The 17,066-nt window shown below is 28.7% G+C and carries 14 protein-coding genes; 11 read left to right on the forward strand and 3 right to left on the reverse strand.

Translation table 11 applies throughout. The features are described from left to right. The first annotated feature begins 214 nt into the window (after nucleotides 1–214). The 5 genes from AB0T67_RS08885 to AB0T67_RS08905 all read left to right on the forward strand — a co-directional run bounded on the left by AB0T67_RS08885 (nucleotide 215) and on the right by AB0T67_RS08905 (nucleotide 8,300). A complete protein-coding gene (locus AB0T67_RS08885) occupies nucleotides 215–895 on the forward strand; it encodes an energy transducer TonB (protein ID WP_369220012.1) in 681 nt (226 codons plus the stop codon). Nucleotides 896–1,020: 125 nt separating this feature from the next. Continuing rightward, nucleotides 1,021–1,743, forward strand: a complete 723-nt coding sequence (locus tag AB0T67_RS08890) for an energy transducer TonB (protein WP_271230847.1) — start codon at nucleotides 1,021–1,023, stop codon at nucleotides 1,741–1,743. Between the two features lie 30 nt (nucleotides 1,744–1,773). Further along, nucleotides 1,774–4,464, forward strand: a complete 2,691-nt coding sequence (locus tag AB0T67_RS08895; protein WP_369220013.1) for a TonB-dependent receptor — start codon at nucleotides 1,774–1,776, stop codon at nucleotides 4,462–4,464. A 197-nt stretch (nucleotides 4,465–4,661) separates the two neighbouring features. Continuing rightward, nucleotides 4,662–5,393 (forward strand): energy transducer TonB, encoded by a 732-nt coding sequence (locus AB0T67_RS08900; RefSeq protein WP_369220014.1) that lies wholly within the window; start codon nucleotides 4,662–4,664, stop codon nucleotides 5,391–5,393. Nucleotides 5,394–5,420: 27 nt separating this feature from the next. After that, on the forward strand, nucleotides 5,421–8,300 hold the full coding sequence (locus AB0T67_RS08905; RefSeq protein WP_369220015.1) for a TonB-dependent receptor: 2,880 nt from the start codon (nucleotides 5,421–5,423) through the stop codon (nucleotides 8,298–8,300). A gap of 378 nt (nucleotides 8,301–8,678) precedes the next feature. Here the strand turns inward: AB0T67_RS08905 and AB0T67_RS08910 are convergent, their stop codons facing one another. Beyond that, the gene (locus AB0T67_RS08910; RefSeq protein WP_369220016.1) at nucleotides 8,679–10,577 is read right to left on the reverse strand and encodes an amidophosphoribosyltransferase; all 1,899 of its coding nucleotides are present in this window, start codon (nucleotides 10,575–10,577) and stop codon (nucleotides 8,679–8,681) included. Between the two features lie 83 nt (nucleotides 10,578–10,660). After that, entirely contained in the window at nucleotides 10,661–11,587 is a 927-nt protein-coding gene (locus AB0T67_RS08915) for a PfkB family carbohydrate kinase (protein WP_369220017.1), read from the reverse strand. A 72-nt stretch (nucleotides 11,588–11,659) separates the two neighbouring features. On the opposite strand from AB0T67_RS08915, the gene AB0T67_RS08920 reads away from it, so the two are divergent. The 5 genes from AB0T67_RS08920 (at nucleotide 11,660) to AB0T67_RS08940 (ending at nucleotide 15,087) form a co-directional block, all read left to right on the forward strand. Next, on the forward strand, nucleotides 11,660–12,085 hold the full coding sequence (locus AB0T67_RS08920) for a SufE family protein (RefSeq protein WP_369220018.1): 426 nt from the start codon (nucleotides 11,660–11,662) through the stop codon (nucleotides 12,083–12,085). A gap of 13 nt (nucleotides 12,086–12,098) precedes the next feature. Beyond that, on the forward strand, nucleotides 12,099–12,419 hold the full coding sequence (locus AB0T67_RS08925) for a DUF59 domain-containing protein (protein ID WP_271230842.1): 321 nt from the start codon (nucleotides 12,099–12,101) through the stop codon (nucleotides 12,417–12,419). A 2-nt stretch (nucleotides 12,420–12,421) separates the two neighbouring features. Beyond that, entirely contained in the window at nucleotides 12,422–12,925 is a 504-nt protein-coding gene (locus AB0T67_RS08930; protein ID WP_369220019.1) for a DUF2480 family protein, read from the forward strand. A gap of 79 nt (nucleotides 12,926–13,004) precedes the next feature. Next, nucleotides 13,005–13,919, forward strand: a complete 915-nt coding sequence (locus AB0T67_RS08935) for a DUF3078 domain-containing protein (RefSeq protein ID WP_369220020.1) — start codon at nucleotides 13,005–13,007, stop codon at nucleotides 13,917–13,919. 91 nt (nucleotides 13,920–14,010) lie between these two features. Further along, nucleotides 14,011–15,087: a CNNM domain-containing protein gene (locus AB0T67_RS08940; protein ID WP_369220021.1), complete on the forward strand. Its 1,077-nt coding sequence runs from the start codon at nucleotides 14,011–14,013 to the stop codon at nucleotides 15,085–15,087. Nucleotides 15,088–15,181: 94 nt separating this feature from the next. Here AB0T67_RS08940 and AB0T67_RS08945 read toward each other — a convergent pair whose 3' ends face one another. Beyond that, nucleotides 15,182–15,544 carry an SPOR domain-containing protein gene (locus tag AB0T67_RS08945; RefSeq protein WP_271230838.1) on the reverse strand — a complete coding sequence of 121 codons (363 nt, stop codon included), beginning with the start codon at nucleotides 15,542–15,544 and terminating at the stop codon, nucleotides 15,182–15,184. Nucleotides 15,545–15,748: 204 nt separating this feature from the next. Between AB0T67_RS08945 and AB0T67_RS08950 the strand changes: the two genes are divergently transcribed. Continuing rightward, nucleotides 15,749–17,041 carry a cytochrome c3 family protein gene (locus AB0T67_RS08950; RefSeq protein WP_271230837.1) on the forward strand — a complete coding sequence of 431 codons (1,293 nt, stop codon included), beginning with the start codon at nucleotides 15,749–15,751 and terminating at the stop codon, nucleotides 17,039–17,041. The last annotated feature ends 25 nt before the right edge of the window (nucleotides 17,042–17,066 follow it).

Below are 17,066 nucleotides of genomic sequence, written 5' to 3' on the forward strand. Positions count from 1 at the left end.
GAGAGAAAATATTTTAACCATTTTATTCCCCCTAGAAAATGAAAAATAATAAAAGAACACCTTCCGCTATATCAAAACTTCCTTTTGAAATTACTTTTCAAAGTAAATTAGAATTAGATATCATTCCTTTTAAATAGATAAATCAAATAACTTGATGTTGTTCAATGTTTTTAAAAATTGTTGGATAATTTGTTTAAAATTAAAAGAAATTCTAATGAAAAATATACTAATAATATTAACCGTTTTTTTTAGTGTGCTATCTGTTTTTTCTCAAAAAGTTTGTCTTTCAGAGAAAAAAGTACTGGTAGATATTAATGCTATTAATAAATGTGCAATAAGAAAAGAAGTTGTAAAAACAAAAAAACAAAAAACTAAATATATTATTGCTTCGAGTACAAGATATTTAAAAAAACGTATTTATTTAAATAAGGTTGTTCATTTAGCTAGTAATTTAAAAACAAAAGCACTTGTTGATAGTCAAACAACAACTAAAATAGATCCCCAATTATTAGTAAAGTTAAAAAAAGAAGCTGAAAAACAAGTAGTTTCTTTTGACTCTGTAGAGAATATTCCATTATTCGCATCTTGTAATGAAGATTCATCAGATAATATTGAATGTTTTAATAATGAAATGGAGAAACATATTATTAATAATTTTGTATATCCGAAGGAAGCTTTAAAGAAAGGTGTTGAAGGTAATTTAGAAGTAAGTTTTGTTATTGATAAGAATGGAGAAGTAAAGGATGTAAAAATACAAGGAGAAAAAGATAATGATGTATTGAAAAAAGAAGCAATGAGAATTGTATTATTATTACCTAAATTTACTCCAGGTAAAGAAAAAGGTCTTTTAGCAAATGTTATATACAAATTCCCTATGAATTTTACTTTAAATTAAATATTTATTAATGATAAATTAAGGTTTTTCTGTTTTAAAAAAAAAAACGTATCTTTGTATAGCTTATAAGCTTGTTTTAATTGCTATTATTTTTAAGTAATTATTTAGCTTAATCCCCTTATACTATGAGAGAATTATTATTATTAGTGTTAACCTGTTTCTTTTCAATTAATGTTATATCACAAGAAGTTTGTGAATCTCCAGATAAAACGGATTTAGATTTAAATACTATTAGTATTACTAAATGTACTATTAAAAAATCTAAAAAAAATAAAAAATCAAGACAAATATCGGTTACAGTATCTGCAAGTAGAAGACACTTAAAAAAGAGACAAAATATAAAGAAAAAGGAGCTTTCTAGTATTGGAAGTATAGGTCTTGTTAAGGTTAAAAAAGTAACTGAAAATCTAGAAGTTACTAAATCTATATCATCAAACACAAATATAGAAGATATAAAAAAGAAATTATCTATTGAAGAATTAAAAAGTGCTGCAAAATTTAATACTGTTGATAAAATCCCTTTGTTTAATGCTTGTAAAAAAGTGAAAAAAGGTGATCGTGTTAATTGTTTTAATGAAAAAATGGTTGCGCATATTTCTAAACATTTTAGATACCCAAGTGATGCTATTCAAGAATCTATTCAAGGAGAAGTTTGGGTTCGTTTTATTATTGATAAAAATGGTGAAGTAAAAAACATTAAAACTTTAGGTCCTAGAAATGGAGGTATATTAAATAAAGAAGCAGTTAGAGTAGTTTCTAAATTACCTCAATTTATTCCAGCAAAAAAAGATGGTGGACGTGTTTCTGTAAAATATGGCTTTCCTATTTCATTTGCTTTAGAGCAATAATCTTATTACAATTAAACTAAACAAAACAATATGCATAAAAAACTACTACTACTTTTTTTTGTTATTTATAGTATTGCTATTTCGGCACAGGTTACAATAGAAGGAAAGGTTTATGATGAATACCTAGAGCCTTTTCCAAGTGCTATTATTAATTCATTAGACAGTAGAATTGTTTCAGATATTGATGGAAGTTTTACGTTAACAGTAAAATCTGAATTTCCATTTGTTATTCAAGTTTCTGCTTTCGGATATCGTAAAGAAGTAATCGAAATAACAGCTGCAGATCAAGAATTAAATATTATTTTAAAAGAAAATACAACCTTAGATGAAGTTGTAATTTCAGCTTCTAGATCTCCAGAACGAATTATTGAATCACCAGTAACTATTGAGAGATTAGGACTTACAGATATTAAAAATAATACTTCTGTTTCTTTTTATGATGGATTAACAAACTTAAAAGGAGTAGATTCTAGAGAAGCAAGTTATGGTTTTAAATCGATTAACTCTCGTGGATTTTCTACTTTTGATAATACAAGATTTGTTCAGTTAGTAGATGGTGTTGAAACTTCAATACCAGCATTAAATTTTTCAGCAGGTAATATTGTAGGATTGTCAGAATTAGATGTAAAAGATGTAGAAATTCTTCCAGGAGCATCTTCAGCTTTATATGGTGCAAATGCATTTAATGGTATCTTATTAATGAAAAGTAAAAATCCTTTTGATTATGATGGAATAAGTACTTATTATAAAACAGGTTTTATCAATCAAGAAGAATCAGGATCACATCAATTTCATGATGTTGGTATTAGAATGGCATATAAGTTTAATAATTATATTGCAGCAAAAGCAAATTTAGTTGTTTATAAAGCTGAAGAATGGCATGCAAATGATGCGTCGAACACAACAGGTGTTGGAGGTGTTACTAAAGAAGGAAATAGAAATGACACACCTGATTATGATGGAGTAAATTTTTATGGAGATGAGATTACTTATACATTTACAGGTCCATTTAAAGATATAGGAACTGTAACTAGAACAGGATATGCTGAGAAAGAACTATATGATTATGATGGTAGTGGTTTAAAGTTTGATGCATCGTTACATTTTAGACCAATGGGGAATGAAAAATTAGAGGTAATTCTTAATTCACGTTTCTCTCAAGGAGATAATTTATATCAAGGTTCAAATAGGTTTTCTCAACAAGAATTTCTTGTTCAACAGCATAAAGTAGAAGTTTTAGGTAAGAATTTCTTTGCTCGTGCTTATTACACTAGTAATACTACAGGAATAAGCTATGATTTACGTTTTGCAGGGATTGCTTTAAATCAGGATTATAAATCTAATAAGCAGTGGTTTACTGAATATGGAGCTGCATTTGGTGGGTTAATACCAAATATAACACCAGGAAACCATAATGTAGCAAGGAGTTTTGCTGATATAGGTAGACTTGAACCAGGAACAGTTGACTTTAACAAAGCATTAGCTAAAATAAAAGATACTTCGATTAGTGAAGGAGGAGCAGGAATAAAAGATAATACAAATTTATACAATGCTGATGTAAATTATAATTTTAGAGACATCATTAAATGGGGTGAATTTCAAATAGGAGGTTCTTACCGTAAATTTAATATTAATTCAGAAGGTACTTTATTTACAGATAAAGAAGATCCTATTGAATTTGATATGTATGGAATATATTCACAGCTACAAAAGAAATTTTTAGATGATCGTTTAAAATTTACAGGGTCTGTTCGTTATGATAAAACAAAAAACTTTGATGGGAATTTTTCACCAAGGGTTGCTTTAAATTATGCCGTTAAAGAAAATAAAATACTAAGAGCTTCATATCAAACAGGTTTTAGAACACCAAGTACATTAGAACAGTATTTAGGATTGAGATCGGGTCCAAATCAATTTTTATTAGGAACTTCTTCAGAAAATATAGATCGTTTTTTAGTAGAAGTTGAAAATGAAAACCTTCCTAATACTATTATTAAAGGACAAGACGTTTTTAATAATGCATTTATGTTAAAAGACGGTACTTATACACGTGTAAATCCTAATCGAGTAAAGCCTGAAAAAGTAACGTCGTATGAATTAGGATATAGAAGTATTGTAAATTTAACATCTACTAATATTGTTGAATTAGATATAAATGGTTATTACAATCAATATGATAATTTTACAGCGACTAAAACAGTTGTAGTTCCTAATTATGAAGGTCTTGTTGATGGTAAAAATGCTTTTGAAAACGAAGATTTAACAGAGTTTACTTTAAATACAAATACCTTAGCTAAAGTAGAGTCTTATGGTATTGGCGTAGGTTTAACTACAAAAGTTTTTAAAACATTTAATTTTGGAGCAAATTACACATTAAGTAAATTAATATTTAACCAAGAAGATGATGAAGATTTTAAACCAGGTTTTAATACTCCAGAACATCAAGTAAAAGTAATGTTTGGTAATCCAAATTTGTTTAAAAACTTCGGGTTTAATCTAAATGCAAGATGGCAAAATGAATTCTTATGGCAATCGAGTTTCTTAAACGGAAATATTGATAGTAGAACTGTATTAGATGCTCAGATAAACTATACTATTCCAAATTTAAAATCAAGAATCAAAGTTGGTGGTACTAACTTAGGAGGTAAAGAATACGTTGTAGCTCCTGGTTCAGGATTAATTGGTTCAATGTATTATATTTCTTGGACTATTAATCAGTAGTCTATCAGTCAAGTATTTATTAAATAAAAGAATTAAACATAAAAAACCCTAAATAATACATGTATTATTTAGGGTTTTTTATGTTTTTTAAATTAAAAAATATTTTACTACCTAATAATGATATTATTTTACTGTATATTTGATATTGATTAAGTATGGCTTGTTATTTGATAATAAGTTATTTAAAGTTATTATTTATGAAAAAAACAATTTTATTTACATTATTATATATTATAACATCTTTTGTTCTTTTTGGACAACAAGTTTGTGAATCTCCAGATAATACAGATATCGATTTAAATAGTATAACTAAATGTGCTATAACACCATTAAAAGAAGCTAAAAATAATAGATCTCGTCAAATTAGAGTTAATGTTTCAGCAAGAAGAAGAGTTTTAAAGAAAAAAATAGTTAAATCAACGAATAATTTAACAACTTCAGGTGTAATTTCATCTTTGGATAAAAAAGTAACTTCTGATTTACCTATTGTTCATATTCGAAAGGAAATTAATTTAAATAAAAATATTGAAGATCTTAAAAAGAAACTATCAAAAGAAGAGATTAGGAAAGCATTGAAATTTGCATCGGTAGATAGAATACCTACTTTTAAAGGTTGTGAAAAAGCAAAGAAAGGTGAAAAGTCAGATTGTTTTAATCATGAAATGATGGAACATATTTCTAAGTATTTTAGTTACCCAGCTGAAGCTGTTAGAACTCATATTGAAGGAGAAGTTTGGGTTCGTTTTATTATTGATAAAGATGGGTATGTTAAAAATATTAAAACATTAGGTCCTGATGATGGTGAAATGTTAAATAATGAAGCTATACGAGTAGTTTCATTATTGCCTAAATTTATACCTGCAAAGAAAAACGGAAAAAAAGCTTCTGTAAAATATGGTTTTCCAATTAATTTTTCATTGGAAGAATAAGGTTATATTTGTATAAAAAAAATCAAAATGTTCAAGAAAAAATTAACAATACTCTTTTTTACACTGTGTGGAATTATTTCATATGCACAGGTAGAAATAAAAGGTGCTGTCTATGATGAATATCTAGAGCCTTTTTATAATGCAGAAATTACGCTAGCAGGCAAAAGTGTATTGTCTGATGAAGAAGGTAAATTTATATTAAACCTAAATCAGCCATTACCTGTAAAGTTAAAAATTACAGCTTTTGGTTATAAACAAGAAGAACTTCTAATTACTAATTTAAAGAAGTCTATTAATATCATTTTAAAAGAGACTCTTTTATTAGATCAAATAGTAATATCTGCTTCTAGAGTTCCTGAGAGAATTATAGAATCTCCAGTAACTGTTGAAAGATTTGGATTAATAGATATAAAAAATACATCTTCTAATTCTTTTTATGATGGTTTAGTTAATTTAAAAGGTATAGAATCAAGAGAAGGAAGTTATGGGTTTAAATCAATAAATACAAGAGGTTTTTCTGACTTCAGCAATTCTCGTTTTGTTCAAATGATTGACGGTATGGATACTGCTGCACAATCTTTAAGTTTTAGTACAGGGAATTTTTCTGGTGTATCAGAATTAGATATTGAAAGTGTCGAAATTTTACCAGGAGCATCATCTGCTTTATATGGAGCTAATGCTTATAATGGTCTAATGCTAATGAATACTAAAAGCCCATTTGATTATACAGGTATTAGTACCATGTTTAAAACTGGGTATATGAGTCAGGAAGAAGGAGGTAATAATCCTTTTTATGATATTGCTGTTAGAATGGCTTATAAATTTAATGATTTTTTTGCAGCAAAAGTAAACTTTTCATATTATGAAGCAGAAGAATGGCATGCAAATGATTTAAGAAATAAAGAAATTGATACTCATAAAATAATACCAGGAAATATTAATTCAACAGTTAATTATGATGGTATTAATACTTATGGAGATGAACTTTATCGTGATTTATCTTTTAAAAACGTAGAGATACAAAAAGTTAAACCTGGAGCTGAAAGACCAGTATACGGAACTTATTTAAGAAGAACAGGTTATTCTGAAAAGGAACTTTTAAAAGATGATTTTAAAACAAGTAATTTACGTTTTTCAGGAGCATTACATTTTAGACCTTTTAAAGATGATAGATTAGAAATAGAGTTATCATCTAGGTTTTCTTTAAGAGATAATCTTTTTCAAGGAACAAGTAGATTTGCACAACGTAATTATTTTACAGAACAACATAAATTAGAAATAAAAGGGAAGGATTTTTATGTTAGAGGATATTATACAGGAAATGATTCTGGTGATTCATATGATTTAACAAAAACAGGTATTGAGCTTAATTTTGAAGCTGATTATATTGATGATTGGGTAGATGAATACATTTCTCAATTTTATGGTAATGGTAAATCAATAGCAGAAGCAAGAGTTTTAGCAGATGTAAATAGGTTTCAGCCAAACACAAAACGATTTAATCAAGAGTTTGATAGAATTACGAAAACTTTAATGTCTGAAGGAGGAAGTGCTTTGTATGAAAAGAGTAATTATAAGCATATTGATGGTAATTATAACTTTAGAAGTTTATTGGGTAATTGGGCAGATATACAAGTAGGAGCATCTTTTAGGCAATACAATCCAAACTCTAAAGGAACTTTATTTAATGATGCTTACGAAAAAATTCGAATAGAAGAATATGGTTTTTATTCTCAAGTTCAGAAAAAACTATTTGAAGACCGACTTAAAATAACAACATCTCTTCGTTATGATAAATCAGATAATTTTGATGGAAATTACTCACCAAAATTAGCATTGACTTATGCTTTAGGTGAAGAAAAAAATAATGTGTTAAGAGCTTCATATCAAACAGGTTTTAGAATACCAACTATTCAAGAACAGTATAGTTTTTTAAAGCCAGCTGTTAAAACGACTATAGGAACAGTAAGTGATAATTTAAATAGAATTGGTTATGAAAATAGTTATTATGAAGCTTGGGATTATGCATTAAATAAATATGTATGGAAAAAACGAACTGTTCATGGAAAAGAAATTATAAATAACTCAATATTAACAAGAACTTATTATGTAGATAGAGATACCTATACAGGTAAACTGAATCAAAAATCTACTTATGGTGAAGTTGTACCAGAGTTAGTTAAAACAATTGAATTAGGGTATAGAAGTATGTTTCGTTTAAATAATAACACCAATTTTGATTTAGATGTTAATGCATATTATAGTAAACATAAGAATTTTGTGTTTACACAAGATGTCGTTACTCCTAATGCTGGTATTGTATATCCTTATGGTAACAGACAATTAACAGCTGAAGAAACTGTAGAGAATCAGTATGGATTAATAGTAGATGGTGTGTTAGTTTTTGATGAATTAGCTGCCAGAGCTTTTCAGTATGGTGATGTACGAGAGTCTAATATTATAACTAATAGTAAATCTGAAATAGATTCGTATGGTTTTTCTTTAGGAACACACACTAAGATTTTCAAAAATTTTGATGTAGGTGTAAACTATAATTTTAATGATTATAATTTAGTAGAAGATAAAGATGCTGGGCAATTTGAACCTAACTTTAATACACCAAAACATAGCGTAAAAGTACAGTTTGGAAATACGAAGCTTTATAAAAATGTTGGCTTTAATATAAATGCTAGATGGTCTGATAAGTATAAATGGGTTTCTACTTTTGTAAGAGGAGATGTAGATAGTAGAATTGTAATTGATGCTCAATTAAATTATCGCATCCCTTCAATGAAATCTAAATTTAAAATAGGAGGAACAAATTTATTTGGTAAAGAATATTTTGTTGCACCTGGTTCTGGTCAAATAGGGCAGTTGTATTATATCTCTTGGATTATCAATAATTAATTAGATATATTACATAAAATAAAAAACTCGAGCATTATTGCTCGAGTTTTTTATTGTTTTAGAATGATATAAATTTAGAGCCTGTTTAAAAACTAAATTACCGTCATTCTGAATTTATTTCAGAATCGCATAAGGTGAAGAAATACCGAAAATCAGGATGTGAAACTGAAATAAATTCAGTTTGACGGATTCGATTTTTCAGGGATAAAATGTTTTTAAATTAAATTTAAACAAGCTCTAAAGATAGTTTTTTAACACAAAAAAAGAGCTCGATATACTATCGAGCTCTTTTTGATTAAAATACTTTTGTATGATTTTTGGGTATATACTATAAATTAATAGTCATTAATAACCCTTTTTTAGCTTGTAAAATTACTTTTAGTAAGCTCTTTCATCATTTCCTTCATAAAAGTTTATGAAAGCTTGATTAACTACTCGGTTACCTCCATCAGTAGGATAATCACCTGTAAAATACCAATCACCTAAATTATCAGGACAAGCTTTATGTAAATTAGCTACATTCTGAAAAATTACTTCAACATCTGTTTTAATATCCGATGTTTTTAATAATTCTGCAATTTTACCAGAAATTTCATCATCAGTAAAAGGAGCATATACTTCTTTTACATAATTGATAACATCTTTATCTTCGCTAGTTTCTTGTTTTTTACATTTAGCATATACCGTATCAATAATATCATATTGATTCGTTTCTTTTAATAATGCTAAAGCAGCTTTAAAGGCGATAAAATCATTAATTTTTGCCATATCGATACCATAACAATCAGGGTAACGAATTTGAGGTGCAGAAGAAACTACAACAATTTTCTTAGGATTTAATCTGTCTAATATTTTGATAATACTTTTCTTCAAGGTTGTACCACGAACAATACTATCATCAATAATTACTAAATTATCTGTAGGTTTTACTACGCTATAAGTAACATCATATACGTGTGCTACTAAATCATCTCTACTACTATCATCAGTAATAAAGGTTCTTAATTTTGCATCTTTAATAGCAATTTTTTCAAAACGAGGTCTTTTTGATAAAATTTCTATTACTTTTTCTTTTGATAATTTTGTTCCACCAGCTAAAATAGCCGTTGTTTTTTGCTGATTCAACACATCTTCAGCAGCTTCCATCATTCCAAAAAATGAAGTTTCTGCAGTGTTAGGAATGTAAGAGAAAACAGCATTTTCAATATCATTATCAATAGATTTTAAAACATTAGGGAATACGTATTTTCCTAAGTTTTTACGCTCTGTGTAAATATCAGCATCATTTCCTCTAGAGAAATAAATTCTTTCAAAAGAACAGGCTTTTTTAGTGCGTTGTTCTAAAATAGGTGACATAGAAGTTTGCCCATTTTTTTTGATAATTAATGCATGACCTCTATCAATTTCTTTAATTTCATCAATAGCAACATTAAATACTGTTTGAATTGCAGGACGTTCTGAAGCTACAACAACAACTTCATCATCTTGATAATAAAATGCAGGACGAATTGCTGAAGGGTCTCTTAATACAAAAGCATCACCATGACCTAATAAACCTGCCATTGCATAACCACCATCCCAGTTTTTTGCAGAACGCTGTAAGATTCGTTGAATATCTAAATTTTCTTCAATATAAGGAGAGGCATCTTTTTTACTAAAACCTTCAGCTTTAGCTTTAAGGTATAGGTCAGATACTTCATCTTCTAAAAAATGACCAATTTTTTCCATTACTGTAACAGTATCGGTTGATTCTTTTGGATGTTGTCCTAAATCAATTAAATCATTTAAAAGTTGTTTTGAGTTGGTCATGTTAAAGTTACCAGCTACAATTAAACTTTGATGTCTCCAGTTACGTTGACGTAAAAAAGGGTGTACATTTTCGATTGAGTTTCCTCCAAAAGTACCATAACGAAGGTGTCCTAAAAATAAGTTACCTAAATAAGGAACATTATCTTTTTGCCATTCAGTATCATCTGTTTTATCAGGGTTTTCTTGAAAAACACCATTAATTCTGTTGTTTATTTTTCCAAAAATATCTTTAATTGGTTGTGCTTGATTCGAACGAATTCGACTAATGTATCTTGTTCCTGGTGTAACATCGAATTTGATACTTGCTAAACCTGCACCATCTTGTCCGCGATTGTGCTGTTTTTCCATTAATAAATACATCTTATTTACACCATAAAGTGCAGTTCCGTATTTATCTTTATAATATTGTAATGGTTTTAATAATCTAACCATTGCAATACCGCACTCATGTTTAATAGCGTCACTCATTTGAAAAAATATTTAAAGGATGTTGTGTGTTGTTGTTATTCTTGTTATTTAAAAATCCGCAGCAAAAAGCGCGGATTTTTAAATTATGATAATTCTATGTCAAATTGTGTTAATTCTTTAAAAGCCTGTAAGCGTGTTAGCACTTCTTCTTTTGTAAGCTCTTCCATTCGTTGTGTCCCAAATTTTTCAACACAAAAGGAAGCTAAATTAGATCCGTAAATAATTCCGTTTTTCATGTTATCAAACGAAATATCTTGCGTTTTTGCTAAATATCCACAAAAACCTCCTGCAAAAGTGTCTCCTGCTCCTGTAGGATCAAAAACTTCTGCTAATGGTAATGCTGGTGCAAAGAACATTTTTCCTTCACTAAATAATAAAGCTCCGTGTTCTCCTTTTTTAATGATAACATATTTAGGTCCCATTTCATGAATTTTCTTCGCAGCATTCACTAACGAATATTCTCCACTTAACTGACGAGCTTCTTCATCATTAATAGTAATCACATCTACACGTTTTAAAACGATATGTAATTCTGTTAATGCGATATCCATCCAAAAGTTCATAGTATCAAGTACTACTAATTTTGGCTTTTCAGTCATTTGATCTAAAACAGATGCTTGTGTTAATGGGTGTAAATTACCTAACATTACAATACCTGCATCTTTAAAATTTTCAGGTACTACTGGTGTAAAATGTTCTAAAACATTTAATTCAGTAATTAAAGTATCACGAGAATTCATATCATTATGATATTTACCACTCCAGAAGAATGTTTTTCCTTCTTTAACAACTTCAATACCATCGGTATTAATATCTTTGTTGTTCATCATATCTAAATATGATTGAGGGAAATCTCCTCCAACTACAGAAACTACTCCGGTTTTAACTCCAAAATGAGAAGCCGCCAAACCTACATAAGTTCCCGAACCTCCTAATATTTTATCTGTTTTACCAAAAGGTGTTTCAATAGCATCAAAAGCTACGGTACCAACTGCTAATAATTTGCTCATTTCTTGTTTTTTTACTGTAATTTTGCACTTTTAATAAAGTGTCTTTAGACAGTGCAAAAATAGTTTTAAAAAATGACTATCAAAGAAATACAAGAAGAAATTATTGACGAGTTTTCTATGTTTGATGACTGGATGGAGCGTTACGAGTATATAATTGACTTAGGAAAATCATTACCTATGATAAAGGATACCTTTAAGTTAGATGAAAATTTAATTAAAGGATGTCAATCAAAAGTTTGGTTATATTCTGAGTTAGATAACAACACAATTCTATTTACTGCCGATAGCGATGCTATTTTAACCAAAGGAATTGTAGCGTTATTATTAAGAGTATATTCTAATCAAACTCCCGCAGCAATTTTAGAAGCAAAAACTGATTTTATCGATGAAATTGGTTTAAAAGAACATTTAAGTCCAACGCGTGCTAATGGTTTAGTTTCTATGATTAAGCAAATAAAAATGTATGCGCTTGCGCAACAATCTAAATTAACAACATAAAGAAGTAGAAAAGATGACAGATAAAGAATTAGACGATTTAGGAGATAAAATAGTAGGTGTTTTAAAAACAATTTATGATCCTGAAATTCCAGTAGATATATATGAGTTAGGATTAATTTATGATGTATTCGTTTCTGAAGAAAAGGATGCTAAAATTTTAATGACTTTAACATCACCAAATTGCCCAGTAGCAGAAAGTTTGCCTGTTGATATTGAAAACAAGGTAAAATCATTAGAAGAAATTAATAACTGTGAGGTTGAAATTACTTTTGATCCTACTTGGACAAATGAAATGATGAGTGAAGAGGCGAAGTTAGAACTTGGAATGCTATAAAAATGGCAGAAGAAATTATAAATAGAGTTGCCGATAGTAAATTAATAACTATTGATCTTGAAGATTTTTATCCTAAAGGAAATCGTATTGTTTTTGATATTAAAGATTGGTTGTATGAAGAATTAATTCTTCGTGAGAAAGATTTTAGAGAACAAGTGAAAAATCATAATTGGTCGCAATATAAAGACACATTTGTTGCTTTAAGTTGTTCTGTTGATGCGGTAATTCCTTCTTGGGCATATCTTTTATTAACAACTAAGTTAACCGAATTTGCTCAAAAAATAGTAGTTGGTGATTTAGAATTATTAGAAACGGTAATTTTTAATGATATTATTACAAATTTAGATACAACTTTATATCAAGATAAAAGATTAATAATAAAAGGTTGTTCTGCTAAACCAATTCCGCAAAGTGCTTATACATTGTTGGTTAGTGAAATTCAGCCAATTTGTAAAAGCATTATGTTTGGTGAAGCCTGTTCAACAGTGCCTTTATTTAAAAAATAAGTATTAAAAATAAGTGACTTTTGAAAAAGAAGGTTGTCTAATAAAATGCGTAGTTTTGCGTTCTTAAAAATTTAATATAATGAAAAAAATAATCTTAACATTAGCATTTGTTTGTTCTATTGTTTCTTTACAAGCACAAACAGCTCAAGAACTAAAAAAAGATCTTGCAACTAAAAAAGGTGAAATAAGTAAATTACAAGGTGAAGCTAATGCTTTACAATCTAAAATTGATGCTTTTCCAGGTTGGAAATATGGTGCATTTGGTACAATTGGAGCTAATTTTTCTGCTTTCGATAACTGGTACTCTAATACTGTTCCTAATTCATCTGCTGGAAATGTAGGTATTACTATAAATGGTTTTGCTAATTTAGATAGAGAAAAGTATTTTTGGAGAAACTCAGGAAATATTAATTTAGGTTGGGTTAAATTAGATGATAAAAATAACCCTAATGACGATACTGAATTTAACGGAACTACTGATGTTTTTACAGTAACTTCTTTATTTGGTTATAAATTAACTAAAACATTAGCTGCTTCAACTTTAGTTGAATACAGAACTTCTTTAATTAAGAATTTTAATGACCCAGGTTATTTAGATTTTGGACTTGGACTTACTTGGATTCCTATTCCAGAATTAGTAGTAGTTGCACACCCATTAAACTACAATTATGTATTTAGTAAATCAGGATCAAACTTTGATTCTTCTTTAGGTGCTAAAATAGTTGCTGAATACAACAAGAAAATAGGTAACTTTAAATTCAGATCTAATTTATCTACTTTCCAAAGCTATAAATCAGCAGATTTATCTAACGCAACTTGGATAAATTCTATCGGATTTAATATCTGGAAAGGTATTGGAGTAGGAGTTGAATCTGGTTTAAGAGCTAATAAACAAGAAGCTTTTAATTCTGCTTTAACAAATTATCCTTCTTTAGAAGCAACACCAGGAAAAGTACAATCGTACTGGTTAGCTGGTTTAAGTTATGGTTTCTAAATAAAAACTTTATAATTATAATAAAACCTCAAACAGTAATGTTTGAGGTTTTCTTTTTTACGTATTTTAGCTAAAAATTAAACAAAATTAAATGACACTATTAATTATTTACGCTACAGTTTCTATCTTTTTTTCTTTTATATGTTCTATTTTAGAGGCAGTTTTACTAAGTGTAACCGCTACTTTTATCAATGTGAAAAAGAACGAAGGCGAAGCTTTTGCAACAGGATTAGAAATTTTAAAAAAAGATGTTGATAAACCTTTAATCGCTATTCTTACATTAAATACCCTTGCCCACACTGTTGGTGCAATTTTAGTAGGTACTGAGGCTAAAAAGATATTTAATGATGATGGTTATGGTGTTTTTATCGTTTCTGCAGTTATGACTATTTTAATTTTAGTGGCATCAGAAATTATTCCAAAAACAATTGGAGCTACCTATTGGAAACAATTAGCTGGTTTTACAACAAAGGCATTAAAAGTAATGATTTTTCCATTAAAATGGACAGGTGTTTTATGGATCTTACAATTGACTACTAAGTTAATTGGAGGAAAAGGAGGACATGGGGAAAGTGTTTTAAGTAGGGAAGATTTTTCGGCGATGACAGATATTGCAGAACAAGAAGGTGTTTTTCATGAAGATGAAAGTAATGTTATCCGAAATATGTTGAATTTTAAAGATGTTCAAGCAAAAGATATTATGACGCCTCGTACAGTTCTTATATCAGCTGATGAAAATCAAACAATTCAATCCTTTTTTGATAAAAATAACTTACTAAATTTTTCAAGAATTCCTGTTTTTTCTGATAATTCGGATACTATAACTGGTTATATTTTAAAAGATCAATTATTACTTGCTTTAGTTGAGAAAAAAGGAAATCAACCTTTAAAATCAATAAAAAGAACTATTCTTATTGCAGAAAGAAATTTATCAATTCCTGAATTATTTAAAAAGTTAATAGAACAAAGAGAACATTTAGCATTAATTGTTGATGAATACGGTTCTGTAAGTGGTTTAGTAACTCAAGAAGATGTAATTGAAACCCTTTTAGGTTTTGAAATTATGGATGAGAGCGATAATGTTGCCGATTTACAAAAACTAGCAAGAATGAATTGGAAAAAACGAGCTAAAAATATCGATATTATAGATAATTCTGAGGAGTCATAAATTATTTTAAAGAATAATTATACTACATCTAACAAAAAAATCAGTGCTAAATTTAGCACTGATTTTTTTGTTTACCTATTATTCTGATTTTTATTTATAGTGGAATAACAATAGAACCATTAAATTTTTCTCTTATTTTATTTAAAGCTTTATCTGCTTGTAATTTTGTCCTGTAGTCACCAACTTGTGCTTTCCAATCAGGTTGATCGTAGGTGATTTTTGTATAAACACCCGGATATTCAATCTGAAATCTGTTTCGTAAACTCTTAGCTTTCGTTTCTAAACCATTATATAATTGGATTCTGTAACCAGTTCCATTTCGTTTATTATATTCTCTTTTCTTAACAATAAGAGAAGCTATATCTTTATTTTTATTGTGTTTCTCTTGTGCTTTTGTACTAAATACACCTATTGTAAGAGATAACGTTAAAGTTAGTATAATACCTCTTTTTTTCATTTGATTAAAACTTTATACAAAAGTAATGACTTACAATTTAATAGATTGTCTACTTAAGTTATTTAGAACAAATATAAATTATAAATTAGCAATCTCTTAACTTTTCACAATTTAGAGATAAGTAGTACTTTTGCGTAACCTTCTATGTGCTATTTTTATAATAGTCTTATAGATAAAAATCTATTAAAACTTATATTTAACAGTATGAAAAGTGTGAAACATCACAACAGATTAACCCAGACACTCGTAAAGAGTTTAGCTTTCTTTTTAGTTTTATTCGTGAGTTTTTCAGCGTTTTCACAAGATGTTGATGAAGCCCGTCAAAAAGAAGGGAAAAAATTATTTAAGTCTTTATGTGCTTCTTGTCACAAGTTAGATAAAAAACTTGTTGGTCCTAAACTAGGAGGAGTAGAAAGCAGAAGAGAAAACGATTGGTTAAAGTCTTGGATTAAAGACAACGCAGCGTTAAGAGCTTCTGGAGATAAAGATGCAATTGAAATTTTTGAAGAATATAAGCAATCTAATATGACTGCTTTTCCTCAGTTAACAGATAAAAATATTGATGATATTCTTTATTACACAACTGTTGGTGAGATTAAGAAGGCAGGTGCAACTGAAGTTGCTGCAGCTGGTTCAACTGAAAAAGGAGATGCTCCAGGATGGTTGTTGTATATTTTAGCAGCAGCGATTATTGTTGCTTTTTTAATTATTGCTAGTTTATTAAAAACAATTAGTGAGTTAAAAGGAGCACCTAAAACACCAGGTTTAGCAGGTCAAACAGCTGAGTTATGGGAAGGTATTAAAAAGAATACATTTTTACATGTGTTAGCTGTGATTTTTGGAGCTTTAATTGGGATTTATGTTTTATTCGGAACATTATTTCAAGTAGGTGTTGATGAAGGTTATCAGCCAATTCAACCAATTGCTTTTTCGCATAAAATTCACGCAGGTGATAATAAGATAGATTGTCAATATTGTCACTCTTCAGCAAAACATAGTAAAACTTCAGGTATTCCTTCAGTAAGTGTTTGTATGAACTGTCATAAGAATATTTCAGAAGTAGCAGATGATACTAAAGTGGTTATGGATGATCATACTTTAACTAAATCTGATTTAGATAAAGAAATAGCTAAGATATATGATGCTGCCGGATGGGATGCTGAAAATTTAGAATATACTGGTAACACTAAGCCTGTTAAATGGGTTAGAGTTCATAATTTACCAGATTTTGCATACTTTAATCACTCACAGCACGTAACTGTTGCAGGTGTAAAATGTCAAAAATGTCACGGACCAGTTGAAGAAATGGAAGAGGTATATCAGTACTCTCCATTAACAATGGGTTGGTGTATCGATTGTCATAAAGAGACTAAAGTAGACTTGAAAGGAAATGAATACTATGCTAAAATTCATAAGCAATTAGCAGCAAAGTATGGAGTTGATCAAGTTTCAATAGCACAGTTAGGTGGAAAAGAGTGTGGTAAGTGCCACTATTAATCAATTAGAAAGTAGAAAAACACAT

This window comes from Tenacibaculum salmonis (assembly GCF_041053065.1).
In the GTDB taxonomy this organism is placed as follows: domain Bacteria; phylum Bacteroidota; class Bacteroidia; order Flavobacteriales; family Flavobacteriaceae; genus Polaribacter; species Polaribacter pacificus_A.